The following is a 23,277-nucleotide window of genomic DNA, read 5'->3' on the forward strand; positions in this document are numbered from 1 at the left end:
CCCCCCGGAGGCGCTGGCCTACCGGGGCCGCTGAGCCCAGGGGGTACCAGTCCGCCAGGGGCGCCCGGCCGTTTGGGCACCGGGGCGCCTGAGGTACTGGCCGCGGCGGGGCCGCCCGGCTGCTGGGGTGTCGGCTCGCCTGAGGTACCGGCCCGGCCGGGGTACTGGCGCGCCGGGGCGGCTGAGCAGTGGGAGGCGCTGGCCTGCCGGGGCCGCCGAGCCGCGGAGGTACCGGCCGCGTCGGGGCTGCCCGGCTGCTGGGGCGCCGGCCGCCGGAGGTACAGGCCCGGCGGGGGTACCGGCTAGCGGCCGAGGACGAGCGTGGCCGAGGAGCAGAACCAACCGCCGGTGCCCGAGGCGAGGGCCACCTCGGGCAGGCGGCCGTTCCGCTTGGTGACCTGGCGGTCGGGGCCGGCCTCGCCGCGGAGCTGGCGGACCGCCTCCACCAGCAGGAACAGGCCCCGCATCCCCGGGTGGCAGGCCGAGAGGCCGCCACCGTCGGTGTTGACGGGCAGTTCGCCGTCCCGCAGCAGCCGCCCCTTCTCCACGAAGGCCCCGCCCTCGCCCTTGGCGCAGAAGCCGAGGTCCTCCAGGGTCACCAGGGTCATGTACGTGAAGGCGTCGTAGATCTCCGCCAGATCCACGTCCGCCGGGGCCAGGCCGGCCCGCTCGAAGGCCAGGCGGCCCGAGACCGCCGCGGGGGAGACCGTGAAGTCCTCCCACTCCGACATGGTGGTGTGGGAGACGGAGGTACCCGAACCCAGCACCCACACGGGCGCCTTCGCGGTGTCCGGTACGTACTCCTCCGCCGCGAGCAGCACGGCGCAGCCGCCGTCCGAGCGGATGCAGCAGTGCAGCTTCGTGAACGGGTCCGCGATCATCTCGGAGGACAGCACGTCCTCCACCGTGATCGGGTCGCGGTACATCGCGTCGGGGTTGGTCGCGGCGTTCGCCCGCGCCTGGACGGCCACGGCGGCGAGCTGCTCCGCCGTGGTGCCGTACTCGTGCATGTGGCGGCGCGCGGCCATCGCGTACTTCCCGACGAGGGTGTGGCCGTACGGGACCTCGAACTGGAGCGGGCCCCGCGCCCCGAAGGAGAGGTTCGCGGTGCGGCGGCGGGCCTTGATGTCGGCGCGGGCCGTGGAGCCGTAGACCAGCAGGACGGCGTTGGCGTGGCCCGCGGCGATGGCGTCGGCGGCGTGGGCCGCCATGACCTCCCAGGTGGAGCCGCCGACGGAGGTGGAGTCGACCCAGGTGGGGCGCAGCCCCAGGTACTCGGCCACCTCGACGGGGGCCAGGGTGCCCAGACCCGCCGAGGCCAGGCCGTCGATGACGGAGCGGTCCAGGCCCGAGTCGGCGAGCGCCCGGCGGGCGGCCTGGGCGTGCAGGGCGTAGGGGGTGGGTCCGTCGACCCGGCCGCAGTCCGAGAGCGCGACGCCGACGACCGCGACCCTGCGGCGGGGTGCGGAGGCGGCAGAAAGGGGTCCAGGCATGAGGCGACCGTATATCTGACGACCCGTCAGGCGCTAGGGCGCGTCCGGTCCGCATCCCGGGCGTCCGGCGGCACTTGGGGGGTGACAGGCCCTGGGCATCCACGGTCGGCCGCCCTAGCATGACGGCCCGTCAGAAACGGGAGGAGCCCGACGATGGACGCCGCCTTCACCGCGGAGCAGGACGAGATGCGCCGCACCCTGCGCGAGATCCTGGGCAAACGCTGCGGCCCGGACGAGGTCAAAGCCGCCGTCCGCACCGCCGCGGGATACGACCACGAGCTGTGGCAGCAGCTCTCGCGGCAGCTGGGCCTGCCGGGTACCGCCGTCGCCGAGGAGTACGGGGGAGTCGGCTGCACGCCCGCCGACCTGGCGCTGGCCTGCGAGGAGACCGGGCGCGTGCTGCTGCCCTCCCCGCTGCTCGCCACCGCCGGCCTCGTCGCACCGCTGATCGGCGCCCTCGGGACTCCCGCCCAGCGCTCGGCGCTGCTGCCCCCGCTCGCCGCCGGAACCCTGACCGCGGCGCTCGCCGTGCCCGGACCGGCCCTGGCCATCGCCCTCGCCCTGACGGGGGACAACACCCTGGGCGAGTGGTCCGGGGGCGGCCGCGCCGGCGGGGTGCAGGCCCGGGGTGGTGAGGACGGCGGCTGGCGGCTGTACGGGGAGGCCGCCCAGGTGCTGGACGGCCACAGCGCGGGCCTGCTGCTCGTCGCCGCGCACACCGGCGGCTTCGCCCGCAGTCGCACCCTGCTGTTCCTCGTGCGCGCCGACGCGCCCGGCCTCGTACGCACCCGGCAGGCGACCCTCGACGAGACCCGCCCGCAGGGCCGCGTCCAGCTGCGTGACGTGGAGGCCGAGCTGTTGGGCGGTGGTGGCGACGGCGGCGACGTGTCCGGGGTGCTCGCCGCGACCGGCCGCACCGCCGCCACCCTGCTCGCCGCCGAGGCGGTCGGCGCGGCCAGCCAGGCACTGTCCCGGACGGTGGAGTACGTACGCCAGCGGGAGCAGTTCGGCCGCGCCGTCGGCTCCTTCCAGGCGGTCAAGCACCGGCTCGCCGACCTCTACGTACAGGTCCAGGCGGCCCGCTCCGCCGCGTACTACGCCGCCTGGGACCCGGATCAGGGCGGCCTCGCCCTCGCCCAGGCGCTGGAGGCGCTGCGGCTGACGGCGGGGGAGGCCATCCAGCTGCACGGCGGCATCGGCTTCACCTGGGAACACGACGCGCACCTCTACTTCAAGCGGGCGGCCGCCGACGAACTGCTCTTCGGCCCCGCCCACCGGCTCCGGGCGCACGCCGCGCAGCGCGCCGGCCTCTTCCCGGCCCGGGACGCGGCCCCGGAGAGGACGGCCGTCTGATGGCCGCCGTCGGCGTCCGCCTGATGCAGAAGGTCTCCGCGACCCTGCTGTTCGCCAAGATCGCACCGCACGTCATCCCCGCCATGGACAAGGCGGTGCACAAGCTCACCCGGGGCAGGGTCATCCTCAGCGCACAGATGCTCCCCGGCGTGATCCTCACCGCCAAGGGAGCCAAGACGGGCGAGCCGCGCACCACGCCGCTCGCCTGCATGCCGCTGGAGGGCGGCGCGAGCTGGCTGCTGATCGGCTCCAACTTCGGCCGCCCCGGCCACCCGGCCTGGACCGCGAACCTGCTCAGACACCCTGACGCGCAGGTGAGTTGGCGCGGCCGGGACATCGAGGTACGCGCCCGCCTGCTCCAGGGCGAGGAGCGTGCGGCAGCCTGGCGGGAGGCCCTGGCGTTCTGGCCGCCGTACGCGACGTACCAGGCGCGCATCGAGCGCGAGATCCGGCTGTTCCGCCTGGACCGCCGCTGATCGCGCGCCGTTGATCGCGGCAACCCGGACGTGGCGAACGCGGTGTACGTCAGCGAACGCGGTGTACGCCGGCGAACGCGGTGGACGCCGCCGACGCCGTGGACGTCGGCGGACCTGGCCCCCTGGCGGGGGTCCCGGGTCCGCCGCTACTTGGTGGGCTTCTTGCCGGTGATGCCCAGGTGCACCAGCAGCGCCAGGTTCGGCTTGAGTTCGGCCTGCTTCACACCCCAGGCCTGGAAGCCCTTCTGGTGCGAGGCGACTGCGGCCAGCATCGCGACCAGTGAACCGGCCATCGCGGCCGGGCTGACGTCCTTGTCGACCTTGCCCTTGGCCTGGAGTTCCTTCACCGACTCCGTGAGGGAGTTGGTGACGGAGTTCAGGATCTTCATGCGGATCTTGTAGAACCGTTTGTCGCCCTCGGCCGCGCCGAGGTCGACGACCCGCAGGATCGCGTCGTTGCGGCGCCAGAAGTCCAGGAAGCCCTCGACCAGTTCTTCGGCCGCCGCCCAGCCGGCCTTGCCGACCCAGTTGCGGCCCTCGACGAGCGCCGTCAACTGCGCGCCCTCCGTGGCCATTTCCTCGGCGATCTCCAGGACGGCACCTTCGACGTCCGGGAAGTACTGGTAGAAGGTCGCGGGGGAGGTACCGGCCTTGCGTGCGACGTCGATCACCTTGACGTCGCGGTACGGCGAGGAGCTGAGCATCTCGCCGAGGCAGTCGAGCAGCTTCTGCCGCGTCGCCTGGCCGCGCCGGCCGGCGACACGCCCGTCGACGGTGCGTACTTGTCCTGTCATGCCGTCAGCTTACCGAGGGGTGATCGGCGCGCTATTCGGCCGCCTGCAAATGGGGTTACCCGGCTCCGGACCTGGGCCCACGGGCCCCTGCGCCCCGCCATCCGATGGTTTTCGGCCACCGCGGGGGCCGGTTCCCGTCCCGGCCCTCCCCGCCTCCGGGTGCCGGTTGCAGCCCGTCACAGGCACACCCGTATCGTGGCGTAATCCCCCGAATAGTCTCGCCAACAGGCCCCGGACCCCTTCCCGGACCCATCATGGCCGCAGGAGCAGGGCGGACACGGGGTGGACGACGGAAGGAACCGGGCCATGACGGCATTCGCGGAGGGCTCCCCCTGCTGGGTCGACGCCTCGCTCCCGGACGTCGAGGCGGGAAAGCGCTTCTACGGTGAGCTCTTCGGGTGGACCTTCGGGGACAGCGCGGGCGCCGAGTACGGGCACTACACGCAGGCCTACAGCCGCGGCCGCAACGTCGCCGCCCTCGCCCCCAAGCCCGACGGCCGCATGCCCACCGTCTGGGGGATCTACCTGTACACGGTCGACGCGTACGCCTGCGCCGCCCGCATCCGCGCGGCCGGCGGCCAGATGGTGATGGACCCGCAGCCCGTGGGCCCGTACGGCACCGCCGCGATGGCCGCCGACCCCGGCGGGGCCGTCTTCGGCCTGTGGCAGCCCGGCACCCACCACGGGTTCGAAGCCCAGGGCGAGCCGTACACGTACCGCTGGGCGGAGGTCTACACCCGGGCCCGGGACGCCGTCGACGTGTTCTACGCCAAGGTCTTCGGCTACGTCCCCGAGGACCAGGACGACCCCGCCTCCGGCATCGAGTACCGCGTCTGGTCCCCGCCCGGCAGCGCCCCCGGTTCCGCCACCGCCGTCCTGGGGCGCAGCGTCATCACCGACGCGTTCCCGGAGATCATGCCGTCGCACTTCCTCGCCTACTTCGCCGTCCCCGACTGCGACCAGAGCGTGGCCACCGCGCAGCGCCTCGGCGGCCGGGTCACCGCCGATCCCGTCGACACCCCGTACGGGCGCATCGCCGTCGTCGCCGACAATCAGGGGGCGGTCTTCGGGCTGCTCTCGGAGCCGCGGACCAAAGCCGGAGGCGAATCCCGGCCCTGACCCGGGGCCGGACCCGGCGCGGGCCTGACAGAATCGGGCGTGCGCGCCGGTGGACGCGCGCTGCGGGCGGGCCCGGCGTGGGCCCGTAAGGCCCGTACGGGGAGGTGTGGAGGCCAGTGGTGGAGCAGCTGACGCAGCACGACCCGAGACGGATCGGCCCCTTCGAGGTGCTCGGACGGCTCGGCGCCGGCGGCATGGGGCTGGTCTACCTCGCGCGGTCGGCGTCCGGACGGCGCGTCGCGATCAAGACGGTGCGCACCGAGCTCGCCGAGGACCAGCTGTTCCGCGTGCGCTTCACCCGCGAGGTGGAGGCGGCGCGCGCCGTCTCCGGCTTCTACACGGCGGCCGTGGTCGACGCCGACCCGCGCGCCGCCGTGCCGTGGCTGGCGACCGCGTACGTGCCGGCCCCCTCCCTGGAGGAGATCGTCAACGAGTGCGGGCCCATGCCCGTGCAGGCCGTACGGTGGCTCGCGGCCGGCATCGCCGAAGCCCTCCAGTCCATCCACGGCGCCGGCCTCGTCCACCGCGACCTGAAACCGTCCAACGTGCTCGTCGTCGAGGACGGCCCGCGCGTCATCGACTTCGGCATCGCGAGCGGGGTCTCCAACACCCGCCTGACCATGACGAACGTCGCCGTCGGCACTCCCGCCTACATGTCGCCCGAGCAGGCGAAGGACTCGCGCAGCGTCAAGGGCGCCAGCGACGTCTTCTCGCTCGGCTCGACGCTCGTGTTCGCCGCCACCGGGCACCCGCCGTACCACGGGGCGAACCCGGTCGAGACGGTGTTCATGCTGCTGCGCGAGGGCCCGAACCTGGAGGGGCTCCCCGACGAGCTGCGGCCCCTCATCGACTCCTGCATGCAGATGGACGCCACCCGCCGTCCCACCCCGGCCGACCTCCAGGCGCAGCTGGCCCCGCACCTCTTCGACGGCGGCGACGACAGCGGCACGGCCTCGGCCTGGCTGCCCGGTCCGGCCGTCGCGATGATCGAGGCCCGGCGCGCGGGACTGCGTACGGCGGTGGTCCCCGCCCCGGCCCGCAAGCCGCGCGGCGCCGAGGGGCCGCTGTCGGGCCCCGCCACGCACCGGCCGCGGCGCGACTCCGCCGAATCGTGGGTGGACCCGCGCACCGGCCAGGCCGCACCTCCGCTTCCGCCGCACCCCCCGGGCTCCCCGGTGTCCTCCGGCGAGCCCGTCCGGCTCGGCGCCTCCCCGGTGCCGATCGGGCCCGGGCCGCGCGCGACGGCCGCCGCGCCCGCCGGGGCCGGGGCCGACGTGGCGACGGGCTGGGTCCGCCCGCCGGGCGGCGCGTCCGCCGCGGAGGCCGTCCCGGCGCTGCCGCACCAGGCGGTCCCGTCCGGTCCCTCGCCCGAGAGCGGCCGCTGGCGCCCCTGGCGCTTCCGCATGTCGAACGAGGTCTGGGGCACCCCGACCGTCGCCGGCGACCTGCTGTACGTGACCTCCTTCGAGGTGCACGCCCTGGACGTCGGCAGCGGCCGCCGCCAGTTCAAGACGCGGGACGTCGCCTGGTCCATGGCCGTCGCCGACGGCCGCATCCACGCCTCCGACGGGCCCTCCCTGTACGCGCTCGACGCCTCCGACGGCTCCGAGCGGTGGCGGTTGGCCACCGAGGCGTGGGTGTACGCGCTGCGCGCCGAGCGGGGCACCGTCGTCACCGCCACGCGCGGTGGCGGGGTCCAGGGCTGGGAGGCCTCCAGCGGCCACAAGCTGTGGGAGCTCAGCGGCGCCCAGTCCGACTTCGAGACCCCGGAGGCGGCTCCCGTCCTGCACGACGGCACCGTCTACGTGTGGCAGGACGCCCGGCTGCGGGCCCTGGACGCCCGCTCCGGCCTGGAGGCCTGGTCGTACCCGGTCGGCGACGCGGCGTCGTGCGGGAACGTCCCGGTACGGGTCACCCCGGCGCCGGACGGGAACGTCTACATCGCCGCCGGCACCCGTGTCCTGTCTGTCGACCGGGCCTCGGGGCGCGTGCGCTGGCACTTCGAGGCCCCGGCGGTCTTCCTGGCGCCCCCGGCCTTCGCGCCGGGCGCGGCGGTGACGGGCGGCGGTGTGTACCTCGTCGACTACCTCGGCACGGTGTACGCGCTGGACGCGGTGACCGGCAAGGACCGGTGGCGCATCGCGACGGAGTCGCGGCCCTCGCCGGACCCGGTCCTGGTGGCGGCCGGCAACGTCCACCTGGGCGCGGGCAGCGCCCTGTACACGCTCGACGCGGTCACCGGCACCCCGAAGTGGCGGTTCGCGGCGGGCGGGGAGATCACCGGCTCTCCGGCGGTCGCGGACGGCCGGGTGCACTTCGGTTCGGCGGACCACTGCCTGTACACCCTGGACGCGGTGGGCGGGCAGCTGCGCTGGAAGCTGGCCACGGGCGGGGAGATCACCGGCGCGCCGGTGGCCGATTCGGGCGTGGTCTACGCATGCAGCAAGGACCGCTGCGTGTACGCGCTGGACGCGGCGAAGGGAACGGGCACCCGGACCGGCGCGTGAGCGCCGCCCGGCGCCGCCGCCGGGCCCCTGAGTCGCGCGCGGCACCGGGAGTGACAGGATGGACCCCATGAGCAACGTCTACTTCGACATCAACATCAACGGCGCCCCGGCCGGCCGCATCGTCTTCAACCTCTTCGACGATGTCGTCCCGCAGACGGCGCGCAACTTCCGCGAGCTGGCCACCGGCCAGAACGGCTACGGCTACGCGGGCTCCGGCTTCCACCGCGTCATCCCCCAGTTCATGCTCCAGGGTGGTGACTTCACCAACCACAACGGCACCGGCGGCAAGAGCATCTACGGTGAGAAGTTCGCCGACGAGAACTTCCAGCTGAAGCACGACCGCCCGTACCTGCTGTCGATGGCGAACGCCGGCCGCAACACCAACGGCTCGCAGTTCTTCATCACGACCGTCGTCACCCCGTGGCTCGACGGCAAGCACGTCGTCTTCGGCGAGGTCGTCGAGGGCAAGGAGCTCGTCGACCAGATCGAGGCCCTGGGCTCCCAGTCCGGCGCCCCGAAGGGCAAGGTCGAAATCGCCGCCTCGGGCGTCGTCGACGCCGCCTGATCCCTCCCGCCCCGGCCGGTCGGCCCCGTCCCCCTCGGGGGGACCGGGGCCGCCGCCACGCCGGGGCCGGTTCCGGCCGCCCGGGAACCGACCGCTCTGCGACGGGCCCCGGGGCCGTGGCACCATGCCCCGGTAGGCCGGGAACCCACCGGGTCCCGGCGCCCGTGACCGAGGGGAGCCGACATGGGCGTACCGAAGCCGCTGACGCACGAGGAGATCGCCGAAAGTCTGGCGGAGCTGCCCGGATGGGAGCAGGACGGTGACGCGATCACCCGTACCTACCCGATCGGCTACCACGCGGCGGTCGCCGCCATCGTGACGATCGCCGACCGGGCGCGGCGCGTGCGCCACCACCCGGCGCTCGACCTGCGCGTCGACCACCTCCGCGCATCGATCAGCACGCCCGACACCGGAAACCGGCTGACCGCGGCGGACTTCGACCTCGCCCATCGCATCGACGCGATCATGGCCGCCCACCAGGCCCTCCCCCTCGACTGAACGCCGCGCGCGGTCACCGGGCGGCCGGCGTGAGGTTGCGGGCCGTGCGGGTGAGTCGGCCCGTGGCGAGGAGGGCCTCGACCGCCGCCGTCAGGGCCGGCGCCGCTGCGTCGGCGGCGTGACGGGCCGGCTCAGACCCGCCGGCTCAGACCTGTCGGCTCAGACCCGCCGGGCCAGGACCCGGCCCGGCCAGGTGCCGGACCGGAAGCGGCCGGTGGGGGTGAAGCCGTTGCGCTCGTAGTAGGCGACCAGCTCGCCACCGCCGCCCGCCCAGCAGTCGACCCGCAGCAGCCCGGCTCCGGCCCGCCGGGTCTCCTCGGCGGCACGCTCCAGCAGCGCCGACCCGATTCCCAGGCCCGCGCACCGGCGGTCGCTGACCAGCAGCCGGACGTACCGCTCGGGTTCCCCGGCCGGCGCGATCGGCAGCTGCGGGCTCGGTCCCGAGTCCAGCACCAGGGCCCCTGCGGGTACGCCGTCCCACTCGGCGACGAAGGGCAGGTTCTCGGTCGTGTACCGCTCGACCCGCTCGGCCCCGCCGGGCCGCTGCGAGTAAGGAACCGTGCCCCATTGCTCGGTGTTGCCGCGCGCGTTCATCCAGAGCACGGCGCAGTCGAGCATGTCCAGGATCGCCGGTGCGTCGGCCGGGCCGCCCGGACGTATGCGCATCCGCGTGCCGTGCGTGCCCTCCGTACCGTTGATCACGGCCGAAGCTTAGACGAGTGGAGGCCGCCGGGCGCCGGGCCTACGGGCGGTCGTCGGGGGGTGGGGGCCAGGGTTCGGCGCCGGCGCGGGGGGACCGGGCCGGGGTGGTGGGTGGGAGGTCGCGGTCGCGGGCGCGGCGGCGGGGACGGCCGCGCATGACGGCCGCCGCCAGGATGAGCAGCGCGCCGGCGCCGAACGCGCTGGCCACGCCCGCGCCGATGCCCTTGCCGTCGGTCCCCACCGAGATGCCGCCGACGGCCTGGCCCTGACGGACCATCCACAGCACGGCGAAGCCGAGGACCACGACCCCGGCGAGCGCCATGAGGGCGCGCGAGCGCAGCACGATCGCGACGAGGGCCAAGACCGCGGCGAAGCAGAACGGCAGCAGCAGCGAGGCGAACAGCGCGGCTTTGGCGTCGGTGATCCCGCCCGACGAGAAGAGGTCCGCGAGCCGGTAGTCGCGCCCGTGCCGGCCGTCGTACCAGGCGCGGAAGGGACTCCAGACGGCGGCTGCGGCTCCGATCAGGCCGAGGAGCGAGCCGAGCAGGTTGCGGATCATGACCCGACGCTATGCGCGGCCCCGGGCCCCCGCACGCCGGGTAGGGCGTCCGGGGGCCCTGGTAGCGTGGCGCGCCGTTGCCCAGGGGGAGGAGTCGGCCATGACGGCTGGACGTCGCATCAGATTCGGCGCGGTACTCGTGACGGTGGTGCTCGCGCTCAGCGGATTCTCGTCCGGCCACAAGAGCAGCGGCCACGGAGGCTGTTCCGGTTCCAGCTCCGGTTCCAAGAGCAGCAAGCGCAGCAGCTACGACAGCAGCAGCGGCAGCAACCGCAACAGCCGGTCGACCGGCAGTCCCAGCGCCGGCCCCACCGGCGCACCCGCCCGCGCCGAAGTCGTCACCTGCGCCGGCCCCGGCTCGCCGGTGGCCACCGTCAAGGTCACCTCCCTCGCGGCCGTGGAGCGCACCGTGCAGATCCGGCTCACCTTCGGCGGTGTGAGCGGGACCGTCGAAAGCGCCTCCGCGGACGTCACCCTCAAGAAGGGCGAGACCCGCACGATCGAGGTCAAGCCGAGCCGCCCCGAGAAGGCCGCCGAGGTCACGAGTTGCCGGCTCGGGCCCGTCACCACCGCCTGAGCTACCGGACCCGGGGCTCCGGCGACGCCCGGCGGCCGGTGAAGAGCGCCGCCTGGCCGGCCGGGGGGAGGTTGCCCAGGGCGATCAGGGCCGGAGCCTGGTCCAGGGCCTGCCGCAGCGCCGCCTGCTTGGCCGACCACAGGGCGCGTACCGTGCCCTGCACGGCCGTCGTCGGGAAGCCCGCCAGCGTCCGTGCCGATCGCACCGCGGCCTCCAGGAGTTCCCCCGGCTCGGCCAGCTCGGAGACCAGGCCCGTCTCGTACGCCCGCCGCGCGGAAAGCCGCTCGGCCGTCCCCATCAGAGACATCCGGGCCACCTCCCCGAACGGCATGCGCTGCGCCATGTAGACCGCCTCGTAGGCGCTGACCATCCCGTACGTCGTGTGCGGGTCGAAGAACGTCGCGGACGACGACGCGACGATGAACTCCGACTCGCCCAGCAGGTAGAACGCGCCGCCGCACGCCATGCCGTTGACGGCCGCGACCACCGGCTTCCACAGGTCGTTGGCCTTCGGTCCGATGGCCAGCAGCGGGTCGTCCACCGAGTAGGGGGACGCCGGCTGCGGCGCCTCCACGCCCCGGTCGATGCCCGTGCAGAACGCGGCCGTCCCCGCCCCCGTGAGCACCACCGCCCGCACGGTCTCGTCGTAGCGGAACTCCCGCCAGGTCGCGGCGAGTTCGTCTGCCGTCGCGAGATCGATCGCGTTGTGCCTGCGCTCCCGGTCCAAGGTGACGACCGCGACCCCGCTCGCCCCGTCCCGCTCCGTCCGTACCGTCACGGCCGCTCCAGGACCCAGCGCGGCACGCTCATGCCGCCCGTCTCGGTGAACACCACCTGTACCCGCGCCCCGATCCGCAGCCGGGCCGGATCCACCGAGTCCAGCGGGGCGTCGGCCGACGTGACGAGGTTCCCCGCCAGCCGGATCAGGGGCTCCTCCACCAGCTCCACGAGGATGACGTTGTACGGGGCGTGCGCCGCGTAGGCGGGCAGCAGTGGCGGGTGCGGCCGTACGTACGACCAGATCCGGCCCCGGCCGCTCATCAGCCGCCACTCGGACGCGAACGACCCGCAGTGCGGGCAGCAGGGCCGCGGCGGGAAGCGGAGCCTGCCGCAGTCGGCGCAGGTCTGGATGCGGAGCTCGCCCCGGGCGGCGTACTCCCAGAAGGGAGCCCCGTCCTCGTCCGGGACCGGCAGGAGGAGGCTTTCGGCGGGCGCGGTCATGGTCGGTGTCAACTCCTCAGCAAGATCGCGGACGTCGGGACACCCTCGCCCGCCGTCACCAGGCACGTCGCGGCGTCCGGCACCTGCGCGGTGGAGATGCCGCGCAGCTGCTTGACGCCCTCGTTGATCAGGTTGAAGCCGTGGACGTACGCCTCCGACAGGCCGCCCCCGCCGGTGTTGATCGGCAGCCGGCCGCCCATCTCCAGCGCCCCGCCCTCGGTGAACGCGGCCCCCTCGCCGCGCCCGCAGAAGCCGTAGCCCTCGAGGGACAGCGGGATCAGCGGGGTGAAGGCGTCGTAGATCTGGGCGACGTCGACGTCCTCGGGCCCGAAGTCGGCCTGCTTCCACAGGTGGCGGGCGGCCGTCCATGCCGGACCGGACAGCGGGTCGTCGTTCCAGTAGTTGACCATCCCGTGGTGCTGCGACGGCAGGCCCTGCGCGACGGAGTGGACGTAGACCGGCCTTTGGCGGCAGTCCCGCGCCCGCTCGGCGGACACGATGACGCAGGCCAGTGCCCCGTCCGTCTCCAGGCAGTTGTCGAAGAGGCAGAGCGGCTCGCTGATCATGCGGGAGGTCATGTACATCTCGCGGGTCAGCGGCCGCTCGTACATCATCGCGGCGGGGTTCTCGTTGGCCCGGTTGCGGCAGGCCATCGCCACGTTGAAGAGGTGGTCGCGGGTGGCCCCGTACTCGTGCATGTAGCGGCGGGCCAGCATGCCTATCTCGTCCGCCGGGCGCAGCAGCCCGAACGGGCGGGTCCACTGGCCGGGGGTGGGCAGCTGCACGGTCGTGTTCTTCCAGGGGCGCGGCCCGGAGCCGCGCTTGCGCGAGCGCCAGGCGACGCCGACGGAGGCCTGGCCGGTGGCGATGGCGGCGGCGAGGTGGCCGACCGTGGCGCAGGAGCCGCCGCCGCCGTAGCCGACCTTGGAGAAGAAGGTGACGTCGCCGGCGCCGATGGACTTGGCGACCTCCACCTCGTCGGTCTCCTCCATCGTGTACGAGGCGAAGGCGTCCACCTCGGCCGGTGCGATGCCGGCGTCCGCGAGCGCGGCGAGGATCGCACGGCAGGCCAGTTCCTTCTCGCCGGCGGCCAGCTGTCTGGCAAAGGCGGTCTGGCCGATGCCGACGATTGCCGTAGCGTCCTTGAGCGTTGCCGCCATCGCCACCTCCGGGTGAGCGCCAGTGCTGACAGCCGCGAAGGCTACAGCTAATCTGACGGATAGTCAGCTACTGGCACCGGGGAGGGTGACGCGCGATGGGCGACGAGGAGCTGCACGGGACGCACCGACGGAACGACGCCCGTCGGTCCGGCAAACGCACCACCCCTCCTTCGAACTCCGTCGGAGACGTCGCGGGCCTGGCCGGAGCCCCCGCGGGGCCCGTCGGCGACGCCGCGGACCTTGTGGGAGCACCCGTGGGCCCGGCCGGAGGTTCCGTCGCGGGACCCGGCGGCGGTGGGGGTGGGGGGCGCGGGGATCTGCGGTGGGGGACCATAGGCGGGCTCGTGCGTGACGCCGCCGCCCGGTACCGCGACCGCGAAGCCGTCGCCGACGGCCGCGTCCGCATCAGCTACGCCCAGCTCGGCCAACGCGTAGAACGCGCCGCGGCCGCCTGCCTCGGCGCCGGCATCGAGCCCGGCGACCGGGTCGCCGTCTGGGCACCCAACACCCTCGACTGGATCGTCTCCGCCCTCGGCGTCGTCACCGCCGGCGCGGTACTCGTCCCCCTCAACACCCGTTTCAAAGGCGCCGAAGCCGCGTACGTGCTCCAGCGCAGCCGGGCCCGGCTCCTCTTCGTCACCGGCACCTTCCTCGGCACCTCCTACGTCGCCTCCCTGCGCCGCGCCGCAGCCGAAGGCCCCGGAAGCGGCCCGCTGCCCGGCCTTCCCCACCTCGAACAGGTCGTCGTCCTCGCGGAAGACGCCCCCGAGGCGTTCCGCACCTGGAAGGACTTCCTGGCCGGCGGCGACGCCGTACCGGCCGCGGCCGTCCGCGAGCGCGCCGACGCCCTCCGCCCCGACGCACCCTGCGACATCATCTTCACCTCCGGCACCACCGGCAGCCCCAAGGGCGCGGTCATCACCCACGCCCAGACCCTGCGCTGCTACGACGTGTGGAGCGAGCTCGCCGGACTGCGCGAAGGCGACCGCTACCTGATCGTGAACCCCTTCTTCCACACCTTCGGCTACAAGGCCGGGATCATCGCCTGCCTGATGCGCGGGGCGACGATGATCCCCCAGCCCGTCTTCGACGTCGACACCGTCCTCGCCAACGTCGCCGCCGAGCGGATCTCCGTCCTCCCCGGCCCGCCCACCCTCCACCAGTCCCTCCTCGACCACCCCCAGCGCGACCACCACGACCTGTCCGCCCTGCGCCTGGTCGTCACCGGCGCGGCCGTCGTCCCGCTCCGGCTCGTGGAGCGGCTGCGCGGCGAACTGCACATCGCCACCGTCCTGACGGCCTACGGACTTTCCGAGGCCGGCGGCATCGTCACCATGTGCCGCCGCGCCGACCCGCCCGAGGTCATCGCCGCCACCTCCGGGCGCGCCATCCCCGACACCGAGGTACGGATAGCCGGCGACGGCGGCGGACCGGCGCCCGCCGGCACCCCCGGCGAGGTGTGGGTGCGCGGCCACAACGTCATGCGGGGCTACTTCGAGGACCCGGACGAGACGCGGCGCACCATCACCCCCGACGGCTGGCTGCGCACCGGCGACGTCGGCGTCCTCGACACCGCCGGGAACCTGCGCATCACCGACCGGATCAAGGACATGTTCATCGTCGGCGGGTTCAACGCCTACCCCGCCGAGATCGAGCAGCTCCTCGGCCTGCACCCGGACATCGCGGACGTCGCCGTCGTCGGCGTCCCCGACCCGCGCCTCGGCGAGGTCGGCAAGGCGTACGCGGTCCGGCGCCCCGGCGCCACCCTCACCGCCGACGACCTGATCGCGTGGTCCCGGCGGGAGATGGCCAACTACAAGGTCCCCCGCACGGTGGAGTTCGTCACCGAGCTCCCCCGCAACGCGAGCGGCAAGGTCCTCAAGCGGGAGCTGCGCAGCCGGGTATGAGGCGCGGCCGGGATGGCATCCGGGAGGTCGCGCGCCAGTTCTGGCTGCTGCGCGACCTGTCGGAGAACGACATTTCGCCCGACGGAGGGGCGATGACCCTGACCGGGCTGCGGGAGGCCGTGGCTTCCGCAACGCGGGCGGGACGGCCGCCCGACGGGCCGCCCCCTGTGCCCGGCGTCGGTCCGTCGGCCCCGGGTGGTGCCGCTCCCGCCGGACGGGAGCGGCACTGCGGGCGGAGAACCGCTGCTGTCAGGCCTTGCCCGCGAGGGACGTCACCAGCTGCTTCGTCAGCTTGGTCGCGCCCGGCATGCCGGTGTCGGTGCTGCTGCTGGCGAGTACGGTCACCACCGCGGTGCCGACCCGCGCGGCCACCAGCGTGGTACCGCCCTGCCAGGCGGAGCTGGTCAGGGTGATGGCCCAGGCACCGTCACCCACGCCCGCCAGGGGCTTCTCGGTGACCGCCACCTTGGCGTTGGTGTCGCCGTCGGTGTATTTCGGACAGCCCTTGGAGATCTTGCCCAGCGCGTCCAGCACGGTCGTGGCGGTGGTGCCCCGGTACACGTCGATCTCCTGGGCGAACTCCTCGGAGGAGTTCTTGTTCACGTACGCGTCCTGCGCGAAGGAGACGCCGGTGATTCCGGTGATCTCCGTCCATGCGGTCTTGTCGAGCTTGGTGCAGTCCGGGGTGGGCACCTCGGTGGCGGCCGGCGGTCGGTAGCCGTCGCCGGTGTCGCGCGAGGATTCCGGGTCGGCGGTGAAGCCGGTCGCGAAGAACGAGGCCGGCGCGAGCGCCGTCTTGAGCTGGCTGCCCGTCAGCAGCCCCTTGTTGGGATCGGGGACAGGCGCCGCGGCGGAAGCCGCCAAGCCCGCGGCCTTCGGGGCGATGGTGGAGCAGGCGGTCAGCGCCAGCGGAAGTGCCGCGACGGTGAAAAGCCTGGCGGCCAGGGATATCTGACGCACGGTGTGACTCGACCTCGATGTTCGCAAGCGTGACGTACCGGATCGTCCGGCACGTCACGGGGGTGGGGCCTCGGGAAAGGGCTTCGCGCATCTCATCCGGTCGCCCCCGACAGGGCAAGGATCCGGCCAACTCTTTGCCGGAGAATGGACAACGTTTACGGAATACCCCAGTCCGGGGCCGAAGCCTGCTACAGCCCACCAGGTGGATCTCCGGCCGGAGCCCGGCGGTCCTTGCGGGCCAGCACCAGGCGCCAGCGCGGAGTCCCGTCGGGCCGGCGGCCGAAGTGCTCCAGCGGGACCGTCCCCACCGTGAAGCCCGCCGCGTCCAGTTCGGCCCGGACCGGTCCCCACGGGAAGGAGCGGTAGTACATGACGAACGGCGGCCGCCACACCGCGTTGCGGACCCGCATCGCCGCGTCGAAGCCGGCCACCGCCCACCACAGCGGCGACGTCGGCGGGATCGGCGCCCCGATCGGGAACGCGAACACGCCGCCGGGACGCAGCGCCCGGTGGACACCGGAGAAGAGGGCGGGCCGCTGCGTCGGCAGGAAGTGGCCGAACGCCCCGAAGCTCACGGCCAGGTCGTACGAGGCCGTGAGCGCCTCAGGCAGTGCCAGCGCGTCGGCCCGTACGAGGTCGGCCCCCTCGGGGAGGGACAGCGCGGCCTGCCGCAGCATGCCGGCGCTGAGGTCCACCCCGGTGACCCGGTCCCGGCACAGGCGCCGCAGCAGCGGCAGGGCCGCGCCGGTGCCGCAGCACAGGTCCAGCCCCGAGCCGAAGGACCCCCCGTGTTCGGCCAGGGCCTCCTCGACCGCGTCGAGCATCCGCACCGGGGTGCGGAACGGCGTCTCGTCGAACTTCGGCGCGAGGAGGTCGTAGCCGCGCTCGACGGAGGTCAGCGCCTGCACGGCCAGCTCGCGGAGGGTCGGCCCCTGGGAGGTGAACACCCTTCCAGCCTAGACGCGTTCCTCTTGCCGCGGCTGGTGCCCGCCCGGCCTCACGGGGTCCGCGGCCGGTCCTTGCGCCAGGCGCTGACGCCGAGCCGGCCCGTGGTACCGAGGTCGAGTTCCGGTGTCACGGTCATGGCCGGAGCCCCGGGCTTCGCCGTCACCCTGGCGTACGGAGCGTTCACGGCGTCGCCGGAGCCGGTGGTGTTGCGCCACGCCAGGGTGGCGCTCGCCGACTCTCCCGGGCCCAGCGTCAACGGGGCGGGCGGTACGTCGCCCGGCAGGCCCGTGGAGATGTCGGCGGTGCCGTGGAGGACCTCGACGCCGGTCACCGGCTTGCGGCTCTCGTCGAGCAGTTGGAGGCCGGGGTAGCCGTCGAGTTCGTAGCGGCCGGGGCCGCAATACGTCAGCCGGATCCCGACGACGCGCAGTCCCATGGCGGCGTCACCCTCGTCGTTCGTGACCCGGATCCCGGACGGCGGGCACGTGCCGGCCTGGTCGGGCGCCTCGGCGGCGGGAACGGCCCGCACCTTGGCGATCCGCACCCGCGGCCCGGCCCCGGGCGTGGTGGCCGCCCCCTCGACGGTGCGCGTGACGCCCTGGCCGGGGCCCACGGACGCCACGGTCTGCCGGACGGCGTCCATGGCCTCGCCGGAGCCGTTCAGGAGGGTGAAGGTGATGGTGTAGGTGAGGGCTTCCGTGCCGGTATTGGTGACCCGGAACGCGGGGCCCGGGGCGGGGGAGGGGCCGCAGCCCGGGTCGATGAGGCTCACGCCGTCCTCCCCGGCGGCCCGCGCCGACGCGGTGGGGGCGCAGCTCGCCGGAACCGGGCCGTCGGAGGTGCCGGATGCGGCGGTTCGCGTTCCGCATCCGGCGAGGAGCACGGTGACGGCGAGGACGCCGGTGGCGAGGGCGGCACTCAGAACGGCGGGGCCGGTGGTGGCGGCGGGGGCGGGGCGCATCGCCCAAGGAGATCAGGGGCGGATGCCCGTGGCTGTGACGGAGGCCATGCTTCCGGTCACAGGGCCGTCACAACGACGTGCGGCGGCCGCGGTGGTCCCCCCGGGCCACCGCGGCCGCCGTTCCCCCGTACGAGCCCCCGGGTCTCCCCCGTACGCATCCCCCCGTACGCATCCCCGTGGGCTTCCCCCGTACGTCCCCCGTACGTTTCCCCCGTGCTTTACACCGGCACGTCTCCCCCGTACGTGTCCCCGTACGTCTCCCCCGTACGTGCCGTGCTCGCCTCGGCTACGGGCGCGTTCCGGACGCGTGGTTGTCCAGCGTCACGATGTCCGCGTCCAGAGCCTTGTCTTCCTGCCCGGGCAGCGGCGTACCGCCAGAGGCATGGTTGTCGAGCGGCTTGATCTCGATGCCCGACGCGTGGTTGTCGAGCGGTTTGATGTCGCCTTCGTTCGGCAGGGTGTTGTTCGGCAGGGCGTTCTCGTTCGTCGTCATCGTCGGATCTCCTGATGGATGAGTCGGGCCCGTTCGGCGATTCCCCCGTGGACCGCCGAACGGGTAGTCCTCCAGTCGACCCGCGAGCCCCCCGACGCGCCGAGCCGATGCGTTCATCATGCCGAGCGGCGATAAACGAACGATGAACGTCCCGTTCATCGGGCGACCGTGCAGGTCAGGCGGCCAACTGCGATGCCAGTAACGTACGGACTTCGGCCAGCTCCGCCGAACCCAGTTGCGCGAACACGCTTTCCGCGTCCCGCCAGCACACCCGCGCCCGGTCCCGCTGCCCCAGCCGCACCAGGGCCTTCCCCAGCACCGTCAGCACCGTCGCCCGGCGCCACTCGCCGCCGATCCCGCGCAGCGCGATGGCCTGCTCGGCATGCGAGGCGGCCAGCGTCGGCCGGCCGGCCGCCAGATGGGCCTCGGCGAGCCGGAAGTGCGTCACGCCCTCCCACAGCGGCTGCCGGTTCTCGTGGAACAGCGACAGGGCCTCGCCCAGCTGCTCCAGCGCCTCTCCGAGCCGGCCCGCCTGCGTCAGCGCGATGCCCAGCGCGTAGCGGCCGTTGGCCAGGCGCAGGGTCAGGCCCATCCGGTCGTAGATCGCGATGCCCTGCTGCGCGAGGTCTATGGCGCTGGGGAGGCGGCCGAGCTCGACGTGGATCCGGGAGAGGTTGCACAGGGCGCTCGCCTCGCCGACGAAGTTGCCGTCGGCCCGGAAGTTCGCGATCGCCTCCAGCAGGAACCGCTCGCCGTCGGCGTGCCGCCCCTGGTAGAGCGCGATGATCCCGCGGTCGTTCGGGGCCCAGCAGCTGGGCAGCGGGTCGTCTGCCTCCCGGGCCAGGGCCATGGCCTGGCGGGCCTCGTCGTCGGCCTCCGCGAAGCGGCCCGCGACCAGGTGGACCATCGTCAGCGTGGTGCGGGCCCGGCCCTCGGCGTAGGGGTCCTTCACCGCGCGCGCCGTCTCGCACACGGCGCGGGCGGCGGACTCGTACTGCTTGGAGTTGGCCCCGGACTCGGTGAGGTCCTTCGCCGCCCACAGCAGGTCCACCGCCCGGCGCAGCACGTCGGGCCGCTCGGCGCCGCGCACGGAGGACTGCCGTACGCACGCCAGCAGCGGGTCCGCCTCGGCGAACAGCCAGTCCAGAGCGGCGCGCGCCTCGGTGAAGGCGAGGCCGGGGTGGCGGGTGGCGGACATGTGCGCGGGCAGCCGGTCGCCGGGGCGCTCCAGCGCGTACACCCCGGCGGCGGTGGCCAGGTAGAAGTCGAGGAGCCGGTCGAGGGCTGCGGTGCGGCCGCCCGGGGGCTGCTCGTCGCGGTCGGCGCAGGCGCGCGCGTAGAGGCGTACGAGGTCGTGGAAGCGGTAGCGGCCGGGCGCGGCCGATTCGAGCAGCGAGCAGTCGACCAGGGCTTCGAGGAGGTCCTCGGTCTCGTGCTCGGGCAGGTCCAGTACGGCGGCCGCCGCGGGCAGCGAGATGTCGGGGCCGTCGGCGAGCCCGAGGAGACGGAACGCACGCTGCTGGGCGGGTTCCAGCTGTCCGTAGCCCAGCTCGAAGGTGGCCTTGACGGCGAGGTCGCCCGCCTGGAGCTCGTCCAGGCGGCGGCGCTCGTCGGCGAGCTTCGCAGCGAGGACGGACACGGTCCAGGTGCGACGGGCGGCGAGCCGGGAGGCGGCGATGCGGATGGCGAGCGGCAGGAACCCGCAGGCGCCGACGACGTCGAGGGCGGCCTGGCGTTCGGCTCCGACGCGCTCGGCCCCCACGATGCGGGTGAACAGCTGCAGGGCCTCGTCGGGGCTCATCACGTCCAGGTCGACGAGGTGGGCTCCGGCGAGGCCCGACATGCGGACCCGGCTGGTGACGAGGGCGGCGCAGCCCGCGGTGCCCGGCAGCAGCGGGCGCACCTGGGCCGCGTCGCGGGCGTTGTCGAGCAGGACCAGGACGCGGCGGCCGTCGAGCGTGGAGCGGTACAGCGCGGCCCGTTCGGCGGCCGTGTCGGGGATGGCGGTGTCGGGGGTGCCGAGCGCCCGCAGGAAGGAGCCGAGGACGGCGACGGGCTCGGCGGGACGGGTTTCGGTGCCCTGGAGGTCCACGTAGAGCTGGCCGTCGGGGAAGTGCGGCCGGGCGGCGTGCGCGACGTGCACCGCGAGGGTGGTCTTGCCGACCCCGCCGATGCCGGCGAGCGCGGAGACGGCCATGACCTGGCCCTCGGCGCCGGACAGGATCTCGCCGAGCTCGCTGACGAAGGGGGCCCGCCCGGTGAAGTCGGGGACCGTCGCGGGCAGTTGGGCGGGCCTGACGGCGACGGGGGCGGCGGCCGGGACCGGGTCCTCGGCGCGGGCGAGTTCGGCGTCGGCGCGCAGGATCCGCTGTTGGAGCGCGGAGAGTTCGGGGCGGGGGTCGACGCCGAGTTCGTCGGCGAGGAGACGGCGGGTGTCGGCGTAGACGGCGAGGGCTTCGGCCTGGCGGCCGCTGCGGTACAGGGCGAGCATCAGCAGCTCGCGCAGCCGCTCCCGCAGGGGGTGCGCGGCGGTGAGGGCGGTGAGCTCGGAGACGGCCTCGGCGTGGTGGCCGACCTCCAGGTCCAGGTCGAGGCGGGTCTCCAGCAGCTGGAGGCGCCATTCGGCGAGGCGGGTGCGCTCGGTGTCGGCGTGCGGGCCGGGGACTCCCGCGAGGGGTTCGCCGTCCCACAGGTCCAGGGCGCGGGCGAGCAGCGTACGGGCCAGGGCCCGGTCCCCGGCGGCGCGGGCCTTGTCGGCGTCGGCGGCGAGGGCGCGGGCGACGCCGAGGTCCAGGGCGGCCGCGTGGTGCAGGCGGATGGCGTAGCCGCCGGCGTCGGTGACGAGCAGCCCCGGGTCGAGGACCTTGCGCAGGCGGGAGGCGTACGTACGGATGGTGGCGAGGGCCTGCTGGGGCGGCTCCTCGCCCCAGATGGCGTCGATGAGCTCGGGCGCGGTGGCGGTGCGGCCGTCGCGGAGCAGCAGTGCGGCGAGCAGGGCGCGCTGCTGGGGGCTGCCGGAGGGCAGCGACTCGGCGCCGCGCCAGGCACGGACGGTGCCGAGGACGGCGAAGCGGGTGGCGGGGACGGTGGGCTCGGGGTCGGCGGGGGCGGCGGCGGACGGGATGAGGGCTTCGGCCGGGGTGGGGTTCCTCCGGGCTGCCTCGGGGTGGTTCCGCTGGTGCGGGATGGCCGGTATGCCGTCCATCTGTCGTCCCCCCTGCCTTCCGTTGTTGTAAGGGCCAGTCTGCCCTGTCTTGCACGTACCCGTCAGCCCGCAGCGGAGTGATCCCCTCCTGACCGACGCCCAACTGGCCGACCGGCGACGGGCGGAGGACGGAACGGCGGTCGACTGCCGGTCGGCCGGCGGTGGATTGCCGGTGGGATGACGGTGGATTGCCCGTCGGCTGACGGCCGACCGGCGGCCGTCTGACCACCGACCGGCCGGCGGCTGCTACCGGTCGGCGGCGTACGCGGTCGCCGGGACCGCACGAGTAGCTGACGATCCGTCAGATCGACGCTACCGTAGACCGCATGGAGACCTTCCCGAAGATCATCTCGGTGGACGACCACACGGTGGAGCCCCCGCACGTCTGGCGGGACCGGCTGCCGTCCAAGTACCGCGACATCGGCCCCCGCGTCGTCCGCGCCCCGTTGAAGGAAATGACCTTCCTCGGGGGAAAGTTCGCCCCCGTCATGGGGGCCAAGGGCGACGACGGGCCCATGGGCGACTGGTGGGTGTACGAGGACCTGCACCGGCCGCTCACCCGCCTCGACACGTCCGTGGGATACGACCGCGACGAGATCAAACTGGAAGTCATCACCTACGAGCAGATGCGCCCCGGCTCCTTCTCGGTTCCCGACCGGCTCGCCGACATGGACGTCAACCACGTCCAGTCCGCCCTCTGCTTCCCGACCTTCCCGCGCTTTTGCGGACAGACCTTCACCGAGGCCGCCGACCGCGAACTCGGGCTGCTCGGCGTACGCGCCTACAACGACTGGATGGTCGAGGAATGGTGCGGCCCCGATGCGCAGGGCCGCCTCATCCCCCTCACCCTCGTGCCCCTCTGGGACGCCCGCCTGGCCGCCGCCGAGGTCCGCCGCAACGCCGCGCGCGGGGTACGGGCCGTCGCCTTCTCCGAGATACCCCCGCACCTCGGGCTCCCCTCCGTGCACACCGACGACTGGGATCCGTTCCTCCAGGCCTGCGACGAGACCGGCACGGTCATCGCCATGCACATCGGCTCGTCCTCCCGGATGCCGTCCACCTCGGCGGACGCCCCGCCGGCCGTCGGCTCCACCATCACCTTCGCCAACTGCTGCTTCTCGATGGTGGACTGGCTGATGAGCGGCAAGTTCGAGCGCTTCCCGAACCTGAGGATCATGTACGCCGAAGGCCAGATCGGGTGGATCCCGTACATCCTGGAACGCGCGGACGTGGTGTGGGAGGAGAACCGCGGCTGGGGCGGAGTGGCGGACAAGGTCCACCGGCCGCCGTCCGAGCTCTTCGCGGAGCACGTCTTCGGCTGCTTCTTCGACGACGCGTTCGGGCTGCGGAACCTCGACGCGATCGGCGTGGGCAACGTCCTCTACGAGACGGACTACCCGCACTCCGACTCCACCTGGCCGAAATCCCGGGAGGTGGGGGAGGCCCAGATGGGCCACCTCGCTCCGGACGTCGTGGAGCGCATCGTGCGGGGCAACGCCATCGAGCTGCTGGGGCTGACGCCGGAGGGACTGTGGGCGGGGTGAGCAGATCGTTCCCCGCGGCGCGCGGCCGCCCCGGGAGGTACCGGTAGGCGGAGGCAACGCGGCCGGGCCCCCGGCCGGCGGGCCCCCGTGGTCGTGTCCGCGGGAAGCTGTCTCTGGTGGGCAGGGGCAGCGGGGGCCGTTCGCCAGGTGGTGTCCACGCCGTGGCGCGGAGGTGCGATGGTGGAGCCCGGGACCTTGGCGGGCTCCGGCCCTTGCGGCGGCGGGGATGGCCGGG

21 protein-coding genes are annotated in these 23,277 nt (G+C 73.9%); 9 read left to right on the top strand and 12 right to left on the bottom strand.

Annotation, left to right across the window (positions count from 1 at the left end):
* Positions 1-302 precede the first annotated feature (302 nt).
* The gene (locus IE207_RS05370) at positions 303-1,493 is read right to left on the bottom strand and encodes a thiolase C-terminal domain-containing protein (RefSeq protein ID WP_190182891.1); all 1,191 of its coding nucleotides are present in this window, start codon (positions 1,491-1,493) and stop codon (positions 303-305) included.
* Positions 1,494-1,646: 153 nt separating this feature from the next.
* Between IE207_RS05370 and IE207_RS05375 the strand changes: the two genes are divergently transcribed.
* A complete protein-coding gene (locus IE207_RS05375) occupies positions 1,647-2,846 on the top strand; it encodes an acyl-CoA dehydrogenase family protein (RefSeq protein WP_190182892.1) in 1,200 nt (399 codons plus the stop codon).
* The gene (locus IE207_RS05380; protein ID WP_190182893.1) at positions 2,846-3,322 is read left to right on the top strand and encodes a nitroreductase family deazaflavin-dependent oxidoreductase; all 477 of its coding nucleotides are present in this window, start codon (positions 2,846-2,848) and stop codon (positions 3,320-3,322) included. The genes IE207_RS05375 and IE207_RS05380 overlap by 1 nt, the downstream gene beginning before the upstream one ends.
* Positions 3,323-3,468: 146 nt before the next feature.
* Here the strand turns inward: IE207_RS05380 and IE207_RS05385 are convergent, their stop codons facing one another.
* Positions 3,469-4,116, bottom strand: coding sequence for a TetR family transcriptional regulator (locus IE207_RS05385; protein ID WP_190182894.1), 648 nt, complete (start codon positions 4,114-4,116; stop codon positions 3,469-3,471).
* A gap of 306 nt (positions 4,117-4,422) precedes the next feature.
* Between IE207_RS05385 and IE207_RS05390 the strand changes: the two genes are divergently transcribed.
* From IE207_RS05390 to IE207_RS05405, 4 genes are all read left to right on the top strand, one after another.
* Positions 4,423-5,235 carry a VOC family protein gene (locus IE207_RS05390; RefSeq protein ID WP_190182895.1) on the top strand — a complete coding sequence of 271 codons (813 nt, stop codon included), beginning with the start codon at positions 4,423-4,425 and terminating at the stop codon, positions 5,233-5,235.
* Between the two features lie 116 nt (positions 5,236-5,351).
* A complete protein-coding gene (afsK, locus tag IE207_RS05395) occupies positions 5,352-7,742 on the top strand; it encodes a protein serine/threonine kinase AfsK (protein ID WP_190182896.1) in 2,391 nt (796 codons plus the stop codon).
* A 67-nt stretch (positions 7,743-7,809) separates the two neighbouring features.
* Positions 7,810-8,307, top strand: a complete 498-nt coding sequence (locus IE207_RS05400) for a peptidylprolyl isomerase (protein WP_190182897.1) — start codon at positions 7,810-7,812, stop codon at positions 8,305-8,307.
* A 183-nt stretch (positions 8,308-8,490) separates the two neighbouring features.
* Positions 8,491-8,805 (top strand): 4a-hydroxytetrahydrobiopterin dehydratase, encoded by a 315-nt coding sequence (locus IE207_RS05405; RefSeq protein ID WP_190182898.1) that lies wholly within the window; start codon positions 8,491-8,493, stop codon positions 8,803-8,805.
* Between the two features lie 159 nt (positions 8,806-8,964).
* Here IE207_RS05405 and IE207_RS05410 read toward each other — a convergent pair whose 3' ends face one another.
* Together IE207_RS05410 and IE207_RS05415 are read right to left on the bottom strand one after the other, a co-directional pair.
* The gene (locus IE207_RS05410) at positions 8,965-9,471 is read right to left on the bottom strand and encodes a GNAT family N-acetyltransferase (RefSeq protein WP_190183581.1); all 507 of its coding nucleotides are present in this window, start codon (positions 9,469-9,471) and stop codon (positions 8,965-8,967) included.
* Positions 9,472-9,547: 76 nt separating this feature from the next.
* Positions 9,548-10,066, bottom strand: coding sequence for a hypothetical protein (locus IE207_RS05415; protein ID WP_229873381.1), 519 nt, complete (start codon positions 10,064-10,066; stop codon positions 9,548-9,550).
* 100 nt (positions 10,067-10,166) lie between these two features.
* On the opposite strand from IE207_RS05415, the gene IE207_RS05420 reads away from it, so the two are divergent.
* On the top strand, positions 10,167-10,643 hold the full coding sequence (locus IE207_RS05420; protein WP_190182899.1) for a hypothetical protein: 477 nt from the start codon (positions 10,167-10,169) through the stop codon (positions 10,641-10,643).
* Position 10,644: 1 nt separating this feature from the next.
* On the opposite strand, the gene IE207_RS05425 is transcribed toward IE207_RS05420, so the two are convergent.
* From IE207_RS05425 to IE207_RS05435, 3 genes are read right to left on the bottom strand one after another with little or no spacing between them, the layout of a single operon-like run.
* Complete coding sequence (locus IE207_RS05425; RefSeq protein WP_190182900.1) at positions 10,645-11,421, bottom strand: enoyl-CoA hydratase/isomerase family protein; 777 nt, start codon at positions 11,419-11,421, stop codon at positions 10,645-10,647.
* The gene (locus IE207_RS05430) at positions 11,418-11,864 is read right to left on the bottom strand and encodes a Zn-ribbon domain-containing OB-fold protein (protein ID WP_190182901.1); all 447 of its coding nucleotides are present in this window, start codon (positions 11,862-11,864) and stop codon (positions 11,418-11,420) included. The genes IE207_RS05425 and IE207_RS05430 overlap by 4 nt, the downstream gene beginning before the upstream one ends.
* Before the next feature lie 8 nt (positions 11,865-11,872).
* Positions 11,873-13,024, bottom strand: a complete 1,152-nt coding sequence (locus tag IE207_RS05435) for a lipid-transfer protein (RefSeq protein WP_190182902.1) — start codon at positions 13,022-13,024, stop codon at positions 11,873-11,875.
* A gap of 317 nt (positions 13,025-13,341) precedes the next feature.
* Between IE207_RS05435 and IE207_RS05440 the strand changes: the two genes are divergently transcribed.
* Positions 13,342-14,931, top strand: a complete 1,590-nt coding sequence (locus IE207_RS05440; RefSeq protein ID WP_229873507.1) for a FadD3 family acyl-CoA ligase — start codon at positions 13,342-13,344, stop codon at positions 14,929-14,931.
* Positions 14,932-15,180: 249 nt separating this feature from the next.
* Here IE207_RS05440 and IE207_RS05445 read toward each other — a convergent pair whose 3' ends face one another.
* From IE207_RS05445 to afsR, 5 genes are all read right to left on the bottom strand, one after another.
* Entirely contained in the window at positions 15,181-15,891 is a 711-nt protein-coding gene (locus IE207_RS05445; RefSeq protein WP_229873383.1) for a hypothetical protein, read from the bottom strand.
* A gap of 188 nt (positions 15,892-16,079) precedes the next feature.
* Positions 16,080-16,838: a class I SAM-dependent DNA methyltransferase gene (locus IE207_RS05450; RefSeq protein WP_190182904.1), complete on the bottom strand. Its 759-nt coding sequence runs from the start codon at positions 16,836-16,838 to the stop codon at positions 16,080-16,082.
* 50 nt (positions 16,839-16,888) lie between these two features.
* Positions 16,889-17,800 carry a DUF4232 domain-containing protein gene (locus tag IE207_RS05455; protein WP_190182905.1) on the bottom strand — a complete coding sequence of 304 codons (912 nt, stop codon included), beginning with the start codon at positions 17,798-17,800 and terminating at the stop codon, positions 16,889-16,891.
* Between the two features lie 286 nt (positions 17,801-18,086).
* A complete protein-coding gene (locus tag IE207_RS05460) occupies positions 18,087-18,293 on the bottom strand; it encodes a hypothetical protein (RefSeq protein WP_190182906.1) in 207 nt (68 codons plus the stop codon).
* Between the two features lie 175 nt (positions 18,294-18,468).
* On the bottom strand, positions 18,469-21,498 hold the full coding sequence (afsR, locus tag IE207_RS05465; protein ID WP_190182907.1) for an SARP-family global regulator AfsR: 3,030 nt from the start codon (positions 21,496-21,498) through the stop codon (positions 18,469-18,471).
* A gap of 326 nt (positions 21,499-21,824) precedes the next feature.
* On the opposite strand from afsR, the gene IE207_RS05470 reads away from it, so the two are divergent.
* Positions 21,825-23,042 carry an amidohydrolase family protein gene (locus IE207_RS05470; RefSeq protein ID WP_190182908.1) on the top strand — a complete coding sequence of 406 codons (1,218 nt, stop codon included), beginning with the start codon at positions 21,825-21,827 and terminating at the stop codon, positions 23,040-23,042.
* The last annotated feature ends 235 nt before the right edge of the window (positions 23,043-23,277 follow it).

Source organism: Streptomyces cirratus, from assembly GCF_014650775.1.
GTDB lineage: Bacteria > Actinomycetota > Actinomycetes > Streptomycetales > Streptomycetaceae > Streptomyces > Streptomyces cirratus.